Below are 21,656 nucleotides of genomic sequence, written 5' to 3'. Positions count from 1 at the left end.
TATTATTTCGGTTGATGATACGGAAATAATTTCACCAAACCTTCATACAAACTTCTGTGAAGAATAGTGGCATGATTGTCGGTTTCCATCATTTTATATTCTACGGTCCAGTTTTTCTTGTTGGTTTTTTTCAGAACATCAAATAAGTCTTCAGCATCTTTTACCATTACCGGATGTTCACCTTTTCCGACAGAAACGTAAACAAATTTCTTCGTATCCGGAATTTTATTTAATAACTGAGGAGCCTGTTTTAAAAGACTTTCATCATCCCACCACAAACTCGGACTGATGATAAAATAATTATTGAACATTTCAGGTTTTTTTAATAGAATTTCTGTTGCTAAAAGCCCGCCTAATGATTGTCCGAATAAATATTTATCCGTCGTTTTAAACTGGCTTTCAACATAAGGTTTTAATTCTTTCTCCAAAAAACTGATGAATTTATCGGAATGTCCTGTTGTAGGATAATCTTTCTGTAAATCTTTTAAATCTGTATGAAAAGTAAAGTCTCTTTTTCTGTCGATATTCGCAATTCCAATCACGATCGTTTCCGGCATGGAATACATTTGATTAAAAAACTGAATCAATCCGGTTACATGAATAAAATCTTCATTCATGCTTCCGTCCAGAAGATAGATGATCGGATAAGATTTTGTTTTGTCAAAATTTTGCGGAAGATAGATGTTTAACGTTCTTTCCTCGTTTAAAATTTTAGATTTTATGGTTCTGATTTCTCCAATAGTCAGGGGTTTTACATTTTCAGTCTGAGCAAAAACTACAGATTGAAATGCAAATAGAATACTAAAGAAAACAATTATTTTTTTGATCATATTTAATTTTTTCTATCAGAAATTATTTCACATCATCCCAAATGCTGTAATCAACGATTTTGGTTGGAATCTGCTGCACATATTCTGTAAAAGGTTCGCAAGGCAAAATGGCATCTTTACCTTCTCTTGCCAATTCCTGATACAATCTTGTTCCTTCTGTTTTCCATTTAATCATTTCATCAGAAACATCACGGATAATTTTCGCAGGACTTCCAACAATTAACTTTCTTGCATCACACTTAAAATTTGCCGGAACAAAAGCCAACGCACCGATAATACACTCGTCACCTATAACGGCCTTGTCCATCACCACAGCATTCATTCCAACCAAACAATTTCTACCAATATGCCCGGAATGAATAATCGCTCCATGACCGATGTGCGCCGATTCTTCCAAAATAGTTTCGATTCCCGGAAAAACGTGAAGCGTACAGTTTTCCTGAACATTGGCACCGTCTTTAATGATAATTTTACCCCAGTCACCACGGATGACCGCGTTGGGACCGATATAAACTTCTTCGCCGATTTCTACATTTCCGATAATCACCGCCTGTGGGTGAACGTAAGCGGATGGTTTGATGATGGGACGAATTCCGTGATATGAGTAAATATTCATAAAATTTTTGTTGAAAAGTTAATTTAACAATGTATCAATCTAACAGTTTACCAATTGAGGTTTTTCACTTTGTTAAGAATAACAGAAATTGTTACATTGATACATTTTTATATTGTTACATTATTGAAAAAATTATACTTTTTCAATTACCATTGCATAACCTTGTCCGACACCGATACAAAGCGTACACAATGCATATTTTTTATTTTGTTTCTGAAGTTCCATAGCAGCAGAACCAATGATTCTTGCTCCGGAAACTCCAAGTGGATGACCGATGGCAATTGCTCCTCCATTTGGATTTATTCTTGAATCGTCATCTTTTAATCCTAACGTTCTTGTTACTGCTAAAGCCTGAGCTGCAAATGCTTCATTCAATTCGATAATATCCATATCGTCTAGTGAAAGATTCAGTCTTTTTAATAGTTTTTGAGTGGCTTCAACTGGTCCGATTCCCATGATTCTTGGCTCAACACCTGCAACAGATGATCCTAAAATTTTAGCTTTTGGCTTTAAACCGTATTTTTTTACGGCTTCTTCGCTTGCCAAAATTAAAGCGGCAGCTCCGTCGTTCATCCCTGAAGCATTTCCGGCAGTTACTGTTCCGCCTTCTTTTTTGAAAGCAGGACGAAGTTTTCCTAATCCTTCCATTGAAGAAGATGGTTTGATGAATTCGTCGGTATAAAAGATTTTCGGTTCGCCTTTTCTTTGAGGGATTTCAACTTTTACAATTTCTTCCGCTAATCTTCCGCTTTCCTGAGCTTTTGCAGCTTTTTGTTGTGACCAAAGGGCAAATTTATCCTGATCTTCACGGCTGATGTTATGCATTTCTGCTAAATTTTCAGCGGTATCGCCCATTGCATCAACCCCGTACATTTCTTTCATCTTCGGATTGACAAATCTCCATCCGAAAGTCGTATCAAACATCTGACTGTCTCTTCCGAAAGCAGCACTTGGTTTTGACATCACATAAGGCGAACGTGTCATGTGTTCCACTCCACCTGCAATGTAAATTTCACCTTCTCCTGCAGCAATCGAGCGAAAAGCATTTGCCACCGCCGACATTCCCGAAGCACACAATCTATTGACAGTTTCTCCACCGATTTTGTACGGAAGCCCAGCCAATAAAAGTCCCATTCTTGCAACATTTCTGTTGTCTTCACCCGCTTGGTTTGCGCATCCGAAAATAACGTCTTCAATTTCCTCAACAGGAACTTCAGGGTTTCTTGCAACTATTTCTTTTAAAACAATTGCAGACAAATCATCGGCTCTCACTTCTGATAATCCTCCACTTAATTTTGAAATGGGAGTTCTGATATAATCTATGATGTATACTTTGTTCATAATTAAATTAATTTAACAATGTAGCAATGTAACAGTATAACAATGCTAAATGCGTGGGGTTTTATTTAAACTTGTACTTAATATTTTATAAATAATTTTTCCTAATTCCACTACTTGATGTTCAAGCTTTTCATCAAATGGATAATTTTTGGAGTGTTTACACAGATATAGCCAATATTTGGTCTCTTCCAATTCTTTGGCTGAAATTTTTATCTTATTGATAAAATCATTTTTACTATGAGGATTTTGAGCTTCAAATGCATTTGCTCCAATGCTTGTTCCAGAGCGAAATAATTGTTTCGCAATAACAAACTTTTTGTTTTCATCTAACAATTCGCAAAATTCAATAATATCTAATGAAAATTGAACAGTTTTTGTAATCAATGGATTATTTTCAAAATTTATCATTTGTGTTAAATATTAATTTTATTTTATCATTGGTAAACTGTTATATTGATACAATGGTACATTGAGCCTAAAGTTCCATTACTTTTTTTCCGATTTTATATACCGTTCCGACAAACTTCGCCACCAGTTCATCATTTTGATTGTTAATTTTAATGTCGTACACAGCGGTTTTTCTTGTGTCATTAACCAAAATACTTTCGGCTCTGAAAATATCGCCTTCTTTTCCGGCTTTGGTAAAATTGATGATACAATTCAAGGCCACGGCTGCATCTCCGGAATTGTTGGACGAAAATGCCAACGCAGAATCCGCAAAAGCAAATGTAACGCCTCCGTGAACCGTCTTCAACCCGTTAATCATTTCTTTTTTAATGGGCATTTCGATTAAACAATAATTTTCTTTGACTTCAATCAGTTTGATATTCATCCATTGGGAAAACTCATCCTGATCGAACATATATTCTGCAACCTGTCTTGGGTTCATTTTTTAATTTGTACTTGTTATTTCTTCATATAATTCATCAGCCAATTGGTCATAAATACTCATTGTTTTACCAAGAATTATCTGCTCGTAAGTAAGATTTTCTGAACTTGATAAATTTTCTGTCGGATAAACAGCATTCAGATCAATTCCTTCTTCGTTCGCAATTCTTTTAATTAACTCTTTATATTTTTCATTGAATTTTCCTAATAATTCAAGTTTTTCCTGATCATCATTAATCGTAGAAAGTTCCTGAATAATGTATTGTTTTTCAATGATAAGCCTTGTTTCCAATTCAGCTCTGAATCCTTCTATATCCATAATATTAATGTAACAATTTAGCAATGTATCAGTTTACCAATGTTTTTAAATATTGTTACATTGATAAACTGATACATTGGTAAATTTATAATTTACGAAGTAACGGGCTTTGTCTGTATCTTTCCTCCTGATATTCCTCGTAAAGATTCTGTAAAGTTTCAGAGATTTTTGCATATCCGATTTCTTTTCCCCAGGCCAATAATCCTTTTGGATAATTTACCCCTTTCTGCATCGCCAATTCTAAATCTTCATCATTAGCAATATCTATTCTTTTCGCTTCAACTGCTTCGTTAATTAACATTGAGATGATTCTTAAAAATATTTGTTGATAAAGCGCATCATCTTTTTCTGCAACCGGTTTTTCAACTCCTTCAGAATAATCATAGAAACCTTTCCCGGTTTTTCTGCCGTGAAGTTTAGCTTCCGACATTCTTTGTTGGAAAAGGGATGGTTTGTATTTTGGGTCGTAAAAATATTCGTTATAAACTGTTTTTGTAACTGAGAAATTCACATCAACACCGATGAGATCCATTAATTCAAAAGGTCCCATTTTGAAATTTCCGATTGTTTTCATTGCATCATCAACCTGTTCCACCGTTGCTATATTTTCTTCAACGATTCTTAATCCTTCTCCGTAATAAGGGCGGGCAATTCTATTCACGATAAATCCCGGAATATCTTTGGCTATAACAGGCGTTTTCCCCCAACCTTTCATCAAGGTGTAGATTTTTTCCGCTAAAGATTTTTCTGTAAGTAAAGATGGAATAATCTCAACCAAAGGCATCAAAGGAGCCGGATTAAAAAAGTGAATTCCGATGAAACGTTCCGGTTTCTGTAATTCAGCACCAAGAGACGTTATGGAAATTGAGGATGTATTGGAAGCAATCACACAGCTTTCAGAAACGTATTTTTCTAATTCTGTAAAAACTTTGGTTTTGATTTCTTTGTTTTCGATGATGGCTTCAATTACTAGATCAGAATCTTTTAAATCCTGTAAAGTTTCACCTTTAATGATATTATTTTTGATTTCTGTTGCTTTTTCCTGAGAGATTTTAGCTTTTTCAACTAATTTATTCAGTGTTTTTTCTAAGCCAGAAAGTGCTTTATCTATTTGCGAAGTATTTGCGTCGAATAATACGACTTTGCAACCAGCTGTTGCAGCTACCTGAGCAATTCCTACGCCCATAGTTCCTGCACCAATAATTCCTACGTTCATAATGTAACAGTGTATCAATGTAACAATGTAACAATTTAATTGACTTCCAATAATTTAGTAATTGGCAAACTGCTACATTGGTACATTGTTATATTAATTCTTATTTTCCTTTATAATTAGGTTTTCTTTTCTCTAAAAAGGCACTTACGCCTTCTTTAAAATCTTCTGTTTCTGCCGCTTCCTGCTGCAAATCGCCTTCAAGCTCCAATTGCTCTTTCAAGGTATTGTTGTAAGAAGCAGCAAAAGCTTTTTTAGTTAATTTTAAACCAACCGTCGGCATATTCGATACTTTTTCTAAAATTTCCATTGATTTTGAATTGAATTCTTCTTCAGCGAAAACTTCAGCCACCAAACCGTACGATTTAGATTCTTCAGCAGATAATTTTTTCCCTGTAAACGCTAAATAATTTGCTAATTGTCTTCCCAATAACTTAGGCAAGAAATACGTTCCGCCCGTATCAGGAATTAAACCGATATTGGAAAATGCCTGGGCGAAATATGCTTTATTATTGGCTAAAACGAAGTCACAAATCAACGCCAACATTGCTCCGGCTCCAACTGCAGGACCATTGACCAAAGCGACAACAGGTTTTCTGCAACGTGTAATTTCCATCACCAAAGGATTATAATAATCCGTCACAATTCTTCTTATAATATCGTCATCATGATGTTCGTCTCCCTGTACAAAAGCGTCATCCAGATTCTGACCAGAGCAAAAAGCCCTTCCTCTACCAGAAATCGCAACACATCTTACTGTTGGATCATTACTGCATTCTTTTACAAAATCTTTCAAATCTGCTAACGAAGGCTTGGTTAAAGCATTCATTGTATCAGGCTGATTGAGATAAGCGATTTTTAATTTCCCGTCAAAATGTGATTCAATATCAAGTTGTGTGTACATGGCTTATATTTTTAATTTAAGGTTTTAATAATACTCTAATTTACTATTAATTCAGCTGTTGTTAAAATTAATTATAATGTAAATTATCATATCTGTAAAATCACTTTGAATTAATGACATTTAAAATAATCAAATGGCTCCAGACAGTCTAAACATTGATACGAAGCCTTACATAAAGTAGACCCGAATCTGCTGATCTGTTTTGAATTCATAGAACCGCAACGCGGACATTTTTTCGGTTTCCCGATGTGGTGTTCGTCGGCTCCTTTTTCGGGAGGTGTAATTCCGTACACGCGGAGCTTTTCTCTCGCTTCATCTGTCAGCCAATCTGTAGTCCAAATCGGAAACATTTTGGTGACTACTTTAGCATCCCAACCGTTTTCTTTCATCAATTTGATGATATCTTCCTCGATGGTAAACATGGCGGGACAGGCAGAATAAGTCGGCGTAATCGTTACTTCACAAGAATTCTCGCTCGTAATTTTAGCTTCTCTTACAATGCCTAATTCCACGATATTGATTACCGGAATTTCCGGATCGGGAACTAGTTCTAATATTTCTAAAGGATTTTTCAATCTCTTACTATTTTTTTCCTAAACAACATTGAAAGAACAATTAAAACAATATCAATAATAATTAATATTTTTCCTTGTTCTATATCTTGGCATAAATTTCTTCCTGAAATTTGTGAAACACAATCTCCCGGATTATTTGTTTCATATTGTAGACTGACTTTTGAATTAAAAATTCCGAAACAAAAGATCATAAACAAAATAATTAATCCTAAATCAGCTTATTAAAATATTTGCTTTTCAAGCTTTAAAAATTTAAACGCAAAGTGCACTAAGTTTTTTTGACTACTAACTGTTTTTAAGTTCGCAAAGGTGTTTCACTTAACAAAGTCAACAAAGAATAAATCAAAATTTACCAAGTACAACCAGGATACGCTCTCTGCATATATTGCAATTCACAAAGCATAAATCCAAAGTATTCTGTGTGATATCCTGTTCTTGATTTTGGCTGCATGAAAGGATTTGTTGGATATTCTAATTTGAAATCTGCAAAATCTTTCTGCGTAATCGTTAAAAATTCTTCGTAAAGAGAATCTATATTCGGAGCAATATTTAAAGCTACCAAATCATCTTCTCCTTCTGTTTTTGCGAATAAACCTTTTGTGTACTCCCAGATATTCTCAATTGCTTTTTCTAAACGGGATTTGCTTTCTTCCGTTCCCTGAGCGAAAATTTTCATCCAAGAAGCTGTATGAGTATAGTGATATCTTACCTCTTTCAACGATTTCTGAGCAATAGCCGAAAGTTCTTCGTTTGTAGAGTTTGATAATGCTTCGTACATCAATTTCTGATATACGGCGAAAACATACACTTTCAAAATCGTCTGAGCATAATCTTCGTTCGGAAGTTCCGTCCAGTGTGCGTTTAGATATTCGTGTTCGTATCTTAAAAATGCCAAATCATCTTCACTTTTACCGTTTTCGATAACTCTTGAAGCATAAACATAGAAGTTATTTGCCTGTCCAAGTTCATCCAAAGCGATATTTGTTAATGCTATATCTTCCTCTAAATAAGGACCTTCACCGCACCACGCAGACAAACGCTGTCCCATAATGAAACTGTCGTCTGCTAGTTTTAATAAATAATTATATAATGGGTTCATTTTTTTATAGAATTTAGATATTAGAGGTTAGATATTAGACTAAATTCTAGAATCTAACTTCTAACTTCTTTATTACATATTTTTTACATCGTTTGGAATGTCGTAGAACGTCGGGTGACGGTACAGTTTGTCATCAGCCGGATCAAAGAAAGCTTCTTTATCAATTCCTTCTGAAGTCACGATATATTTACTTGGAACAACCCAAACAGAAGTCCCTTCTTTTCTTCTTGTATAAACGTCTCTTGCGTTCTGCAAAGCCATTTCTGCTGTTGGTGCCTGTACTATTCCAACGTGTTTGTGAGATAATCCCGGTTTAGTTTGAATAAACACTTCCCACATATCTAAATTTGCCATAAATAAAATTAAATTTAACAATGTATCAATGTACCAGTTTAACAATAATGAGATTCTTCGCTTTGATCAGAATGACAATTGAATTGCTACATTTTTACACTGGTATATTATTATATTGAAATTTTTTCTTGTTTTTCTGCGAAAGCTGCCGCAGCTTCTTTTACCCAAGAATTTTCTCTTTGAGCTTTTCTCTTGGTTTCGATACGTTTTTTGTTCGTAGGGCCGTTTCCTTTTAAGATTTCCATGAATTCATCCCATGGAAGTTCCCCGAAATCGTAATGCTGTCTTTCCTCATTCCATTTTAAATCTTTATCCGGAATGGTTAATCCTAAAAATTCAGCCTGAGAAACGGTAACGTCGATAAATCGCTGACGAAGACTGTCGTTACTTTCTCTTTTTACTCTGTAATTCATAGAAATTTTAGAGTTTGGTGAACTATCGTCATTTGGACCAAACATCATTAAAGCTGGCCACCAGAAACGGTTTAACGAAGCCTGAGCCATTTCTTTCTGCTGTTTTGTACCACGACACAATGCCATCAAAATCTCGTAACCTTGTCTTTGGTGGAAAGATTCTTCTTTACAGATTTTCACCATCGCTCTTGAATAAGGTCCATAAGAATTCCCCATCAACATCACCTGATTCATAATCGCTGCTCCATCAACCAACCAACCTATGGCGCCGATATCTGCCCAACTCAATGTAGGATAATTGAAAATACTTGAATATTTTGCTTTTCCTTCCAACATATCTTCATACGTTGCATCCCTGTCGGCTCTGATCGTTCCGTTTCCTAATGTTTCAGTTGCAGAATAAAGATATAAACCGTGACCTGCCTCATCCTGAACTTTAGCTAAAAGAGCCATTTTTCTTCTCAATGAAGGTGCCCTGGAAATCCAGTTTGCTTCCGGCAACATTCCGACAATCTCAGAATGCGCGTGCTGTGAAATCTGACGAACCAATAGTTTTCTGTAATCATCAGGCATTACATCTTTTGGTTCTACTTTATTTTCGTCGTGTACGTATTGTACAAATTTTTCTAAATCCATAATTAAAATTTTTTTTAAATTTTAAAATTTAACAATATACCAATCTAACAGTTTACCAATGAGATGCTTCGACAAGCTCAGCACGACAAAATTGATTGTTACATTTTTAAATTGGTAAATTGTTACATTAATTTAATTATACGTCATAATTAAGCATCACCACATTCGTTGTCGGGTGACATTGACAGGTAAGAACGAAGCCTCTGGCTACTTCTTCTTCGGTAAGCGCATAGTTTTTCTCCATGAAAACTTCTCCTTCCAAAACTTCCGCTTTACACGTACAACAAACTCCTCCTTTGCAAGCAAAAGGCACAGGAAGATTGTCTTTCAATGCTTTATCTAAGATACTCTCTTTTTTTGAATTCAAATGGAACGAATATTCATCATCATCGATGATTACCGTTACCATACTTTCGATATTGGCAATGGCTTTGAACTCATCACTCATTTCCTCCGTATTTTCTTCATCAGGAGCGGTAAAATATTCAAACAAAACCTGAATCGCAGGAACTTTTTTATCTTTCTTTAAATAATCTGCAATTCCTTTAATCATTTCCGAAGGTCCGCAAATGAAGAACGTAGATTCTTTAACATCGATATCTGCATATCGTTCAAACAATAAATCTAATTTTTCTGGAGAAATTCTTCCTTCAAAAATTGGATCTGCATGAGTTTCGCGACTTACTAAATAAACTACTTTCAGTCTACCGTTAAAATGTTCAACCAATTTATCGATCTCAGCCTTTTTCATCACATGATTCATGCTTCTGTTGCTGTAGAACAAATAAGCGTTTGAATTCGGCTCCTGATAAAGACTTTCCTTAATATTCGATAAAACAGGAGAAATCCCACTTCCTGCTGCCAGACCAACGTAAGTTTTCACGTTTGTCGGGTGATAAGAAGTATTGAAACCGCCCATCGGAGGCATTACTTCCAGCATTTCATCCATGTGAAGATGTTCGTTGAAATACCCTGAAACTTTTCCGTTTTCTAAAAGCTTAACCAAAACTTCCAATGTATTACTCTTTTCACTCGGAGCATTACAAATTGAGTAAGAACGACGCTCTTCATTACCGTCGATCATCATTTTAAAGTTCAAATACTGACCTTGCTTGAACCTGAATTTATCCTTCAGCTCCTCAGGAATTTCAACGGCTACATTTACTGCATCGCTGGTATCTTTCTGAACTTTTACAGTTTTAAGTTTATAAAATGAATTCATTTATTTTTTAAGTATTCTGTTAATTTTTCCGCCTTCACATTTCGGAAGACTGTCCTGAGCATGAATTTTCACTTTCGTCGTAATTCCTACTCGTTTTTTAATCTCGTTTTCGATGGTTTTACCAAAATTTTCTGCGAAAATAAGATATCCATCTGAATTTATATTTAAATTTTCCGAAGCTACCAGTTCGTCATTAATTTCTACGTCGATATCCAGTGCTACACACATTTGTTCTTTCTCAATGGGTGTCAAATAATAATTCGGAACCACACCTTCCACATGAGAAAAGGCCTCTTCAATCTGACTTGGGTACACATTTACACCTCGTACAATCAACATATCATCAGCTCTGCCAAGAATTGGCTTCATTTTAACCATCGTTCTTTTAGCATTTTCATCATAATAAAGACTGGTAATATCGTTCGTCCAATAACGTAAAAGCGGCATTGCTTTTTTCGTCAAAGTCGTAATCACCAAAACACCTTCTTCTCCGAACGGAACCGGCTCTTTCGTAATCGGATCTAAAATTTCAGGGTAAAAATGGTCTTCCCAAATGTAAGAACCTCCTTTTTCCTCAAAATCCTCCATCGAAACTCCTGGACCAATAATTTCACTCAACCCATAAATATTGGTTGCATGAACGCCTAATCTTTCTTCGATGTGATGTCTTATAATTTCCGTCCAAGGTTCAGAACCTAAAACGGCGTATTTTAAACTGATTTCGTCTGCAGAAATTCCTCTTTTCGCAAATTCATCAGCCAATGTTAAAGCGTAAGATGGCGAACAGCAAAGAACTTCAGGTTTAAAATCGATAATCAAATCCACTTGTCTTGAAGTCATTCCTCCCGAAATTGGGAGAACACTCATTCCTAATTTTTCAGCTCCGTAATGAAGTCCAAGCCCGCCCGTGAAAATTCCGTAACCGTAAGCATTATGCAACTGCATTCCTGGTTTTGCTCCCGCTGCATTCAAAGATCTTGCTACCACTTCGCTGAATAAATCAACATCTTCTTTTGTATATCCTACTACCGTTGGTTTTCCTGTTGTTCCGCTTGAACAGTGAATTCTTTGTAACTCATTCTTCGGAACTGTAAATAATCCGAACGGATAATGGTCTCTTAAATCCTGTTTGTAAGTAATCGGCAGTTTAGAGATATCTTCAATTGTCCTTATTTCCCCAGCTGCTATTCCTAATTCATCAAATTTTCCTTTATAAAAATCCGATTTCTGCTCAAGATAACTCACCAAATTCACCAATCTTTCCGACTGAAGCTGTCTCAATTGGTCAAGTTCTAAATATTCAACATCAAACCTCATTACTAACTAACATTTGTTAGGTGTAAATGTAAAAAGATTTTAGAACATGGCAAAATTTTTATGACTTTTGTCACATTTTGAATGATTCTAAATAATTGAAATTAAAGTTGAATTGTGTTTAAACTGATTTTATGAGGATTTTGTCATTCAGAATGAAACAAAATGTAGTGAGAAATCTCTAATAATAAGTTAAGATTCTTTCTTTTATAAAAACGACAAGGACGTTATTGTTTATGATTTCCGAGAAGCCCAAAAAGTATTTTATCTCTTATCTCATCAGTAATTTCGGTAGTTGATTCAATATTTCTTTTGAACCAAAAATAGGAATTATTTAAAGTATGAAGAATAAATCTTGTTGTAAAAGTAGATGATCTTAATTCCCAATTTTCAGCTTTATAAATTTCAGAAATTAATTTTTCAACTTCCTGTTGATAATTTTTTCTTAATTCCACAAATTCGGGAAGTCTTTCTTCCAAATGTTTCCATTCATTAGAATAAATATGCGTAACATCACGGTTTCTGAGAACAATTGATAAATGCTTATCGATGAATAAATTTAGTTTCTCTTTTGGAGGAATATTGGTATTTTTTACTTTCTGAAGCTCATCAAAAAACTCTTGGGCAATTCCGAAACAGATCCATTCCAAAATTTCTTCTTTTGAACGGATGTGTGCATACAAAGAAGCCGCTTTAATGTTGAGTTTTGTCGCCAAGTCTCTCACAGAGCTGCCCATATACCCTTTCTCCTTGAAAAGTTCTACAGCAACGTCTAATATTTTTCTTTGTTTTTCTTTAAGTTCCATCTGGTAAAACGCAAAAGTAATTATTTTGATTTTAATATCTCGATTTTGAGAGAATGATTTTTATCTAGAATAAATGCTTGGAATTAACATGACTGTAATTCCGATATTTTGAACTCCTTCCGCTAGAATCGGAAATTTTGTCTTTTCTAAACAACTTCAAAATATACAATTCGGAAATTTTGTCTGTTATCTTTAAAAATTCAACAATTGAACAGTTTTTGCGATATACCCATCAGAATTAAATGATTAAATACGATTGAGGACATCAGAAATTAGAAAATCTGATTGATAAACTAACAATGATTCGACTCTTATGGTCTGAAATCTGATGTCTAAAATCTACAAATTGAAAACTAAAATTTAGAATCAAAAATATACAAAATATGAACTTAAACCAATATACTGTAAAATCGCAGGAAGCCATCCAGGCTGCACAACAAGTGGCGATGGAATTTGGCAATCAGCAAATAGAACCTCAACATTTACTGGAAGGAATTTTTCAGGTAGATGAAAATATATCGCCTTTCTTATTAAAAAAATCTGAAGCAGATGCCAATTTGGTAAGAGAGCGAAATCGTGAAAATTTAGAAAAACTTCCCAAAGTACAGGGAGGAAATATTTACCTTTCACAATCGGCAAATAAAGTTTTGCTGGACGCACCCAATATTGCAAAAAAAATGGGTGACGAATTTGTAACCATCGAACATTTATGGTTATCACTTTTGGAAACAAGTTCTGAAGTTTCAAAAATATTGAAAGACATGGGAGTCACCAAAAGTCTTTTGGAAGGCGGAATTAGAGAATTAAGAAAAGGAAGTACGGCAACTTCTGCAAGTTCAGAAGATACATACCAATCCTTAAAAAAATACGCTAAAAATTTCAATGAGCTCGCTGCGGAAGGAAAATTAGATCCTGTAATTGGGCGTGATGAAGAAATCAGAAGAGTTTTACAGATTCTTTCAAGAAGAACTAAAAATAACCCGATTTTAATTGGTGAACCGGGTGTTGGTAAAACTGCCATCGCTGAAGGAATTGCACACCGAATTATTTCCGGAGATATTCCTGAAAATCTGATGGATAAAACGTTATATTCATTGGATATGGGCGCCTTGATCGCCGGTGCAAAATTTAAAGGTGAGTTTGAAGAACGCTTGAAATCTGTTGTGAATGAAGTCACAAAATCAGACGGACAAATCATTTTGTTTATCGACGAAATCCATACATTGGTGGGAGCCGGAGGTGGTGAAGGAGCAATGGACGCAGCGAATATTCTGAAACCTGCTTTGGCAAGAGGAGAATTAAGAGCGATCGGTGCAACGACTTTAAATGAGTATCAAAAATATTTCGAAAAAGATAAAGCGTTGGAAAGACGTTTCCAGAAGGTGATGGTGGAAGAACCGGATACCGAATCTGCAATCTCGATCCTTCGTGGAATTAAGGATAAATACGAAGCCCATCACAAAGTTAGAATTAAAGATGAGGCAATTATCGCTGCGGTAGAAATGTCTCAACGATATATTTCAGACCGATTTTTACCGGATAAAGCGATTGACTTGATCGATGAAGCGTCTGCTAAACTGAGAATGGAAATCAATTCGAAACCGGAAGAACTGGATGTTTTAGACAGAAAGTTAATGCAGATGGAAATTGAATTGGCAGCCATTTCAAGAGAAGGCAATCAGACAAAAATTGACCATCTAAAAGAAGATATTTCGAAAATTTCTGAGGAAAGAAATGAAATCAACGCAAAATGGCTTAAAGAAAAACAAAAATCTGAGGATTTAACTTCCATTAAAAAAGATATTGAATCTCTTAAATTAGAAGCAGAAAGAGCTTCAAGAGCCGGAGATTATGCAAAAGTTGCTGAAATTCAGTACGGAAAAATAAAAGAAAAAGAAGATGCTTTGCAGAAACTGGAACTGGAGATGCAAAACCATCAGAATGAACTAATTAAAGAGGAAGTAACTGCCGATAATATTTCTGAAGTAATCGGAAAATGGACAGGAATTCCTGTTACAAAATTGCTTCAATCTGAAAGAGAAAAATTATTACATCTTGAAACCGAACTCCATCATAGAGTTGTCGGTCAGGACGAAGCAATTCAAGCGGTTGCAGATGCAATCAGAAGAAACAGAGCCGGATTAAGTGATGAGAAAAAGCCAATTGGGTCTTTCTTATTCTTAGGAACAACCGGTGTGGGAAAAACCGAGCTGGCAAAGGCTTTGGCTGAGTTTTTATTCGATGATGAAAACAATATGACGAGAATTGATATGAGTGAATATCAAGAACGTCATTCCGTTTCGAGATTGGTGGGTGCGCCTCCGGGATATGTGGGTTATGATGAAGGTGGGCAATTAACAGAAGCAGTGAGAAGAAGACCTTATTCAGTCGTGCTTTTGGATGAAATTGAAAAAGCGCATCCTGATGTTTTCAACACATTGTTACAGGTTTTGGATGATGGAAGATTGACGGATAATAAAGGCAGAGTGGTAAATTTCAAAAACTCGATTATCATTATGACTTCGAATTTAGGTTCACATATCATTCAGGAGAATTTTGAAAATATTACAGAACAGAATCAGGATGAAATTGTTGATAAAACTAAAATTGAAGTTTTTGATTTGCTGAAACAAACTTTACGTCCGGAATTCCTGAACAGAATTGATGAAACGGTATTGTTCCAGCCATTGAGAAAAAAAGAGATTGGAAAAATCGTTCAATATCAGTTGAGAGGCTATAACGATCTGTTAGCAAAACGAAATATTGTGATGACGAGCACTCAGGATGCTTTGGATTATCTGATGAATAAAGGATATGATCCTGCTTTCGGGGCAAGACCGTTGAAGAGAGTTATTCAACAGGAAGTTCTCAATAAATTATCAAAAGAGATTTTGGCAGGAACCGTAAATGACGGCGACAGAATCACTTTAGATTATTTCGAGGAAACAGGTTTGGTGTTCAGACCAGCAGAAAAATAAGTAGTTTTTTTTCATATATATTATTTTTGAAAAATTTCCGCAGACAAAAAAAATCTGCGGAAATTTTATTTGTAACACATCAGCTGTAAAATAAGCAAATTCTATTGTCGCCGATCTTACAATCAGGAATATCTCTACTATTTTATACTCACTAATTCTACATCAAAAATGATGGTAGCGCCTGCAGGAATGTCAGCTCCAGCTCCCTGGTCTCCATAAGCCAAATCTGAAGGAATGTAAAATCTGTATTTAGATCCTTTGCTCATGAGCTGAATTCCTTCTGTCCATCCTCTGATTACCGCGCCCAGATTAATATCCATTGGTGCGCCTCCATTTTTGTCAGTAGAGTCGAAAACGGTTCCATCCAGAAGCTTTCCAGTATATTTTACCTGTACAACGTCTGATGCTGTTGGTTTTGTTTTACCATCACCTTCCTGCAACACTTCGTATTGTAAACCTGAAGCTGTGGTTTTTACTTTTGGGTTATTTTTATTTTTCGCAAGAAACTCCAGACCTTTTTTCTTATTTTCATCTGCTTGTCCTCCCGCTATAGCTTGTTTTTTTTCATGTTGCTTCTGCATAAACTCCTGCATAAAAGCATCCATATCTTCTGCCGGCATCAATTTTTCTGTTCCATCCATCTCTTCTTTAATAGCCTGAGCCAAAAGTTTTTCATCTACTTTAAAACCTTCTCGTTTCATATTTTGGGCAATGCTTAAACCTATATAATAAGAAGCTTTTTGTTCATCTGTATATTTGCTGTCATCTTGTTTGCCACTTTTATCAGCACAAGAAATACTGAATATTGCTATGCAAAATAATGCGATAGTCTGTCTTTTCATTGGATAATTTTATAATTTGTAAATAATCGATGCAAATCTATCATTTATTACAGAATTTTCCCTGTCACAAAGAAGTTTTCTAATATAAAAATTATCATGTTGCATTTAATCAATAAAAACAACAGACCGTTTTAATTTTTTTTCACTGAAATATTATGATTTGAAATTCTTGGAAGAAACAAGTAAGGTTTTAAAGCCTACTGAGCAATAAGTAGCTTTTTCATATATATATTATTTTGTAAGTAGGTGCTGTAGTTTTCTGCAACACTTATTTTTTTACCAAACCTATCCAAATTCTTTATAATTTTAATTAACATATTTATTCCGTAAAAACCCCATAAATAAACAGGAAAAAACCGTGTAATAACAACATATTTTTTACCGAAATTTGCAGAACCAACTAACCTTTACTTATAAAACTAACTTTATGGAAACAAAACTAACTTTAGATGGTAAAACATTGGAATTAACTTCAAGTCCAAACACCATGACCTATGAATTTATTCAGACTTTGATAGACAATTACAGAAAAAATCAAATGATTTCTATTAATAAAGACTTAGGAATTCAGGATGCACATTCTATTCATTTCGATTTATCAACACTGAAAAAGTTTATTTCTGATATCGAAAATGAAACGCAGAAAACAAATCCTAACATTTCAGAAAAGGATTTAGGAATAAGATTTTATTACGCTGCTTATCCAAAAGCTGATGAATGGAATATGATGCAAAATACCCCAATCGGAGTAGAATATGCAGAAAGACATACTTTGGTAATGGTTCCTACAATGAAAATGGCAGATGAAAATGGTGAAATTTTGAGTTATGATTTTAATCTTTCAAATGCAAGCGGCAAGGGAGAATTTATGGCAATGGCAGCAAAAAAAGAAACGAATACAGGAGATTGTCTTGCTCAAAATCATGGATCTCTTTCTCCGCCAAGCAATCCCAAAGTAGAATCATTTTAAGAAAATAATAAAAGTAAAAACACAATGAGTGAATTTCAGAAAGTTTTGCAGGAGTCTATGATATGGGCTGAAGGACTTACTGCTGTTATTTCCCTGATATATCTATATCGGGTGAAGGATCAGTATTGGAAGTATTTCTCTTATTATTTAGTTCTTATCTTTCTGTGTGAAATATTTGGGAAATGGGGACATCATCTGTTTGAATACGATAAGCCTGCATTTTTTAATTATTTTGTAATTCCTTTAGAATTTATATTTTTATATTGGCTGTATGCCGCAAAATCTTTTGGAAGATTAAATTTATTTTATATTATCTCTGCATTATATATACTTTCCTTTATTCCCAATGAATACTTTTTCAAAATGAAAAAGATCATCTTTTCGTTTAACTATACGTTTGGATGTCTTATGTTAATGATTTTGGTTGTAATGGAATATTATAAACAGATTAATTCATCTGAAATTCTAAATTTTAGCAAAAACAAGATGTTTTATATTAATCTTGGGGTAACGCTTTTTTATATCGGAACTTTACCTTTTTGGACATTTTTCAGTCTTTTAAATGAATACAAAGAGCTCTTTAATATATATTTTAATTACTTCCTGATTTCAGGAATCATTATGTATCTATTATTTTCAACTTCAATCATATGGGGAAAACAGAGCTCATAATAACATTGATTCTATTCAACATATTCTTTGTGTTGTTTGTAGTTGCCGTTATGGTTTATATCCGAAAATATAAACAGCGTAAGAAAGAATATTTAAATGAAATTGAAGTAAAAAACGAAATTCATAAACGTGAGCTTCTCGCCACCCAATTGGAAATTCAACAGGCAACCATGCAGCAGATCGGGCGCGAACTTCATGATAATATCGGACAAAAACTAACCCTGGTAAGCCTTTATACCCAGCAGCTTTTATATGAAAATAAAGTTCCGGAAGTAAGTGAAAGAATAGATCAGGTTTCCCAAATCATCGATCAGTCTCTTCAGGATTTGAGGAGCCTTTCAAAAACACTTACCGATGATAATATTAATCAAAAGGAAATCGTAACTTTAATCCAGGAAGAAGTAGACAATACGAATACCTTTAAAAAGTGTAAAGTTCATTTTGAACATAATTTTAATCAGCTTGATCTGGGATTTGCCCATAAAAATGTTTTACTAAGAATTACTCAGGAATTTATCCAGAACAGTATAAAACACGCAAACTGTAAGAATATTTTCATCAATCTGAACACTTCCGAAGAATTACTTTGGGAACTTACCATAAAAGATGACGGTATCGGATTCGACAAAACCAACATCAAATCAAACGGAATCGGTCTCACCAATATGAAAAACAGAGCCGAAATTATCGGGGCAGATTTCAGCCTCGAAAGTCAGAAAAATTTGGGAACTATACTCAATATTATTTTAAAAAGACAGCCATGAAAAAAACGATCGTGATCGTAGATGATCACGTACTTATCGCAAAAGCTTTAGAAGGAATTATCGATAATTTTTATGATTTTGAAGTCATTTACGTTGCCGAAAACGGCAGAGATTTGATTCAGAAATTTGAGAACAACAGTAAAATTCCGGATATTATCTTAATGGATATCAGTATGCCGATTATGGACGGCTTTGAAACCGTACTTTGGCTTAAAGAAAACCATCCTGAAATTAAAGTAATGGCACTAAGCATGCAGGGTGATGACAAAAGTGTCATTAAAATGATTAAAAACGGAGCAAAAGGTTACTTACTAAAAAACACCAACCCAAAAGAGTTGGAAAACGCTTTGACAAAAATGAATTCTGAAGGTTTTTTCTACCCCGAATGGGCTTCAAAAATCATCTTCTCCAATATGAATAATGAAGAATCGAAAAGCGTAAAAATTTCTGACCGCGAAAAAGAATTCCTTACCTACACCGTCACGGAATTGAGCTACAAAGAAATCGCCGACAAGATGTGCTGCAGCCCAAGAACGGTAGAAAGCTACAGAGATCAGCTTTGCGACAAATTAGACCTTAAAACCCGTGTTGGTCTTGCCGTTTTTGCCATTAAAAATGGTTTTGCCGAATCTTAAATTTAAAAACATTCATATCATAACTAAACGGAGTTCCTCTTTCAGATATTGAAAGGGGAATTTTTCATTCAATTCAGATCAAAAAAAACTTTCGTCAATTCGATTATTTTTCGAAGAAAAGAAAGAAAAATGTATCGAAAACCGGTAATACAAAAGTCCTCGATACGATTTTATTCAAAATCTACTCGAACTGACGATCTCGGTTTATCTCACGTCAGATTAATTCAAGAAATTCAAAAAGTAAGTGGATAATCCAGTTAAGTCGTTTCTACATAGATCCTCAGATATTTTCCCAGCAAAAAGCCTTCTAAAAAGAAGGCTTTTATTTATAAATTTTTCGAATTATCCTGTGGTGTGTAATCCATAAACAGACCACCATCTAAGGTGACGGATTTTACTTTTTTCTTGAGAGGAATCGTAAGTACGGCTTGTTGCTGATCTTTTTCCCACAGCGCGGGAGAAAAATGAAGCTTTTCCAAAGTTCCGTCTTCATACGTTAAAACAGTATCAAAAGGGATAGCAAAACCTCCGACATTGGTAATATTTACCGACAGAAGATCATTCATCTGACCTGCACCGGCAATTTTCAGATCGATATAATTGTTGGTATAAAACCAATTGTTAAAGAACCAATTCAGATTTTTTCCTGATCTTGTATTCATCGAGTAAAAATAATCCCAAGGAATCGGGTGTTTTCCGTTCCAGTTATCCATGTAATGATGTAGTGCTTTTTTGAACAGATCATCTCCCAATAAATCTTTCAACGCTAAATAAGATAAAGAGGCTTTCACATAAGAATTGTTTCCGTATCCTGCTCCGCTTACCTGCGTACTCATCGTGATAATTGGCTGATCTTGTTCGGCAGAAGGATCATTAATCCACCTTTTTACTCTGAAATTCTGATAAAATTCTTTGGCCTTTGCTTCACCGTTTTCATCAATTCCGATTAAATATTCCAAAGTTGTTGCCCAGCCTTCATCCATAAAAGCGTAACGGGTTTCGTTGATTCCCATATAGAAAGGGAAATAGGTATGTGCAATCTCATGGTCTGCCGTTAATCTTGCATCCTGAAAATCATCGGGGATACTTGTATCATTAATCATCATCGGATATTCCATATCGGCATATCCCTGAATCGCCGTCATTACATTATAAGGATATTCTACACCGGGCCAATTTTTTGAAAACCAGTTCAGATTATACTGCATCCATTCCACATAATGTTCAAAATCTTTTGCTCCAGGTTTGTACCCCGCCTGTACGCTTGCTCTTTTTGTCTTTAGCTGAACACTTGCTCCATCCCAAACGTAATGATTGCTTAATGCAAAACAGAAATCTGTGATATGAGTTGCCTTAAATTTCCAGGTATTCCATTTGTTCTGCTTTGTTACTTTTCCGGACTTCATTTCGTGCTCGGTAGCAATATGAATAAGTTTATCGCTTTTTAAAGAAGACTTGTATCTTTTTAAATATTCAGGTTGAAGAACCGCATCAGGATTCAGGAAATCTCCAGTCGACCATACCATAAAGTTCTTCGGTGCCGTGATAGCAAAACTGTAATCATTAAAATCGTTATAGAATTCCTGTCTGTCGGAATGTGGCAACATATCCCAACCGTTATAATCATCATAAACAGAAACTCTCGGGAAAGAATACGCTACATAAAATGTTTCAGGATCAATCTGCCCTTCTCTTCCGCTTTGTACGGATAGAGGATACTCCCACTCGATCTTAATTTCTGTTTTTGATTTAGATTTTAAAGATGAATTTAGCTTTACCTTTTCCACCGTTCCCCAATTTTCGCTGTCTACAGTATATTTTTCACCATTTACAATAAATGATTTAATATGTAAACCCGACGACAAAAAATCTTTGGAAACCGTTCCCGATCTTGGAGACTGTGGTTTATGTAAATTATTAACGAATCTTATTGCTAATTCATTGAGCTCATTTGGGCTGTTGTTGGTGTAAACAATTGTTTCTTTTCCGGAAACTGTTTTTGAATTGGCATCCACTTTTACCTCAACATTATAAATCCCTTTATTCTGCCAATAATTTTTCCCCGGAGCACCCGACAAATCACGGGTTCCGTTTGCGTATGCTTTTTTAATATTTCTAGGCATATACAGCTCTTGCGCAGCTATTTGCCATGAAGTTAAAAGCATTATCCCCCAAATCAATTTTTTCATTAAAATCTTTTTTTAATAAGTATTTAAGACGATATAAAAGTAGCAAAAAAACGACAAGAAAATGAGTATCGTTTTC

General features: G+C 34.8%; 22 protein-coding genes. 5 read left to right on the top strand and 17 right to left on the bottom strand.

Features of this window, described 5'->3' with window-relative positions:
- Nucleotides 1-2 precede the first annotated feature (2 nt).
- From ASG22_RS20290 to ASG22_RS20215, 15 genes are all read right to left on the bottom strand, one after another.
- Nucleotides 3-830, bottom strand: coding sequence for an alpha/beta hydrolase (locus tag ASG22_RS20290; protein ID WP_055988534.1), 828 nt, complete (start codon nt 828-830; stop codon nt 3-5).
- 22 nt (nt 831-852) lie between these two features.
- Nucleotides 853-1,446 carry a transferase hexapeptide repeat family protein gene (locus ASG22_RS20285; RefSeq protein ID WP_055988532.1) on the bottom strand — a complete coding sequence of 198 codons (594 nt, stop codon included), beginning with the start codon at nt 1,444-1,446 and terminating at the stop codon, nt 853-855.
- A gap of 132 nt (nt 1,447-1,578) precedes the next feature.
- Nucleotides 1,579-2,787: a 3-oxoadipyl-CoA thiolase gene (pcaF, locus tag ASG22_RS20280; RefSeq protein WP_055988530.1), complete on the bottom strand. Its 1,209-nt coding sequence runs from the start codon at nt 2,785-2,787 to the stop codon at nt 1,579-1,581.
- A 45-nt stretch (nt 2,788-2,832) separates the two neighbouring features.
- Nucleotides 2,833-3,195 (bottom strand): four helix bundle protein, encoded by a 363-nt coding sequence (locus ASG22_RS20275; RefSeq protein WP_055988527.1) that lies wholly within the window; start codon nt 3,193-3,195, stop codon nt 2,833-2,835.
- A 67-nt stretch (nt 3,196-3,262) separates the two neighbouring features.
- Nucleotides 3,263-3,676 carry a PaaI family thioesterase gene (locus ASG22_RS20270; protein ID WP_055988525.1) on the bottom strand — a complete coding sequence of 138 codons (414 nt, stop codon included), beginning with the start codon at nt 3,674-3,676 and terminating at the stop codon, nt 3,263-3,265.
- 3 nt (nt 3,677-3,679) lie between these two features.
- Entirely contained in the window at nt 3,680-3,994 is a 315-nt protein-coding gene (locus ASG22_RS20265) for a hypothetical protein (protein ID WP_055988523.1), read from the bottom strand.
- 85 nt (nt 3,995-4,079) lie between these two features.
- On the bottom strand, nt 4,080-5,210 hold the full coding sequence (locus ASG22_RS20260) for a 3-hydroxyacyl-CoA dehydrogenase NAD-binding domain-containing protein (RefSeq protein ID WP_055988521.1): 1,131 nt from the start codon (nt 5,208-5,210) through the stop codon (nt 4,080-4,082).
- A 100-nt stretch (nt 5,211-5,310) separates the two neighbouring features.
- Nucleotides 5,311-6,111 (bottom strand): enoyl-CoA hydratase-related protein, encoded by an 801-nt coding sequence (locus tag ASG22_RS20255; RefSeq protein ID WP_055988519.1) that lies wholly within the window; start codon nt 6,109-6,111, stop codon nt 5,311-5,313.
- Nucleotides 6,112-6,221: 110 nt separating this feature from the next.
- Nucleotides 6,222-6,686 (bottom strand): 1,2-phenylacetyl-CoA epoxidase subunit PaaD, encoded by a 465-nt coding sequence (gene paaD, locus ASG22_RS20250; protein ID WP_055988518.1) that lies wholly within the window; start codon nt 6,684-6,686, stop codon nt 6,222-6,224.
- Between the two features lie 349 nt (nt 6,687-7,035).
- Nucleotides 7,036-7,785, bottom strand: coding sequence for a 1,2-phenylacetyl-CoA epoxidase subunit PaaC (gene paaC / locus ASG22_RS20240; protein WP_055988513.1), 750 nt, complete (start codon nt 7,783-7,785; stop codon nt 7,036-7,038).
- Nucleotides 7,786-7,857: 72 nt separating this feature from the next.
- Entirely contained in the window at nt 7,858-8,139 is a 282-nt protein-coding gene (paaB, locus tag ASG22_RS20235) for a 1,2-phenylacetyl-CoA epoxidase subunit PaaB (protein ID WP_034679196.1), read from the bottom strand.
- 110 nt (nt 8,140-8,249) lie between these two features.
- Nucleotides 8,250-9,188, bottom strand: coding sequence for a 1,2-phenylacetyl-CoA epoxidase subunit PaaA (gene paaA, locus ASG22_RS20230; RefSeq protein ID WP_055988512.1), 939 nt, complete (start codon nt 9,186-9,188; stop codon nt 8,250-8,252).
- Between the two features lie 136 nt (nt 9,189-9,324).
- Nucleotides 9,325-10,410, bottom strand: coding sequence for a 2Fe-2S iron-sulfur cluster-binding protein (locus tag ASG22_RS20225; protein WP_055988510.1), 1,086 nt, complete (start codon nt 10,408-10,410; stop codon nt 9,325-9,327).
- Entirely contained in the window at nt 10,411-11,727 is a 1,317-nt protein-coding gene (locus ASG22_RS20220) for a phenylacetate--CoA ligase family protein (RefSeq protein WP_055988507.1), read from the bottom strand.
- A 224-nt stretch (nt 11,728-11,951) separates the two neighbouring features.
- Entirely contained in the window at nt 11,952-12,530 is a 579-nt protein-coding gene (locus ASG22_RS20215; protein WP_055988505.1) for a TetR/AcrR family transcriptional regulator, read from the bottom strand.
- A gap of 383 nt (nt 12,531-12,913) precedes the next feature.
- Between ASG22_RS20215 and clpB the strand changes: the two genes are divergently transcribed.
- Entirely contained in the window at nt 12,914-15,508 is a 2,595-nt protein-coding gene (gene clpB, locus ASG22_RS20210; RefSeq protein WP_055988503.1) for an ATP-dependent chaperone ClpB, read from the top strand.
- A gap of 137 nt (nt 15,509-15,645) precedes the next feature.
- Here clpB and ASG22_RS20205 read toward each other — a convergent pair whose 3' ends face one another.
- Nucleotides 15,646-16,350, bottom strand: coding sequence for an FKBP-type peptidyl-prolyl cis-trans isomerase (locus tag ASG22_RS20205; protein ID WP_055988501.1), 705 nt, complete (start codon nt 16,348-16,350; stop codon nt 15,646-15,648).
- A 427-nt stretch (nt 16,351-16,777) separates the two neighbouring features.
- Here ASG22_RS20205 and ASG22_RS20200 point away from each other — a divergent pair, with 427 nt between their 5' ends.
- From ASG22_RS20200 to ASG22_RS20185, 4 genes are read left to right on the top strand one after another with little or no spacing between them, the layout of a single operon-like run.
- Nucleotides 16,778-17,320, top strand: coding sequence for a hypothetical protein (locus tag ASG22_RS20200; RefSeq protein WP_055988500.1), 543 nt, complete (start codon nt 16,778-16,780; stop codon nt 17,318-17,320).
- 24 nt (nt 17,321-17,344) lie between these two features.
- On the top strand, nt 17,345-17,992 hold the full coding sequence (locus ASG22_RS20195; RefSeq protein ID WP_055988498.1) for a hypothetical protein: 648 nt from the start codon (nt 17,345-17,347) through the stop codon (nt 17,990-17,992).
- Nucleotides 17,971-18,756: a sensor histidine kinase gene (locus ASG22_RS20190; protein WP_055988496.1), complete on the top strand. Its 786-nt coding sequence runs from the start codon at nt 17,971-17,973 to the stop codon at nt 18,754-18,756. Before ASG22_RS20195 ends, ASG22_RS20190 begins: the two co-directional genes overlap by 22 nt.
- Nucleotides 18,753-19,391 carry a response regulator transcription factor gene (locus tag ASG22_RS20185; protein WP_055988494.1) on the top strand — a complete coding sequence of 213 codons (639 nt, stop codon included), beginning with the start codon at nt 18,753-18,755 and terminating at the stop codon, nt 19,389-19,391. The genes ASG22_RS20190 and ASG22_RS20185 overlap by 4 nt, the downstream gene beginning before the upstream one ends.
- Before the next feature lie 326 nt (nt 19,392-19,717).
- Here ASG22_RS20185 and ASG22_RS20180 read toward each other — a convergent pair whose 3' ends face one another.
- Nucleotides 19,718-21,580 (bottom strand): M1 family metallopeptidase, encoded by a 1,863-nt coding sequence (locus ASG22_RS20180; RefSeq protein ID WP_055988492.1) that lies wholly within the window; start codon nt 21,578-21,580, stop codon nt 19,718-19,720.
- Nucleotides 21,581-21,656: the final 76 nt, after the last annotated feature.

The organism is Chryseobacterium sp. Leaf405, assembly GCF_001425355.1.
Lineage (GTDB): Bacteria > Bacteroidota > Bacteroidia > Flavobacteriales > Weeksellaceae > Chryseobacterium.
The sequence above is the reverse complement of the archived record's forward strand: the minus strand, read 5'-3'. Positions and strand labels throughout refer to the sequence as shown.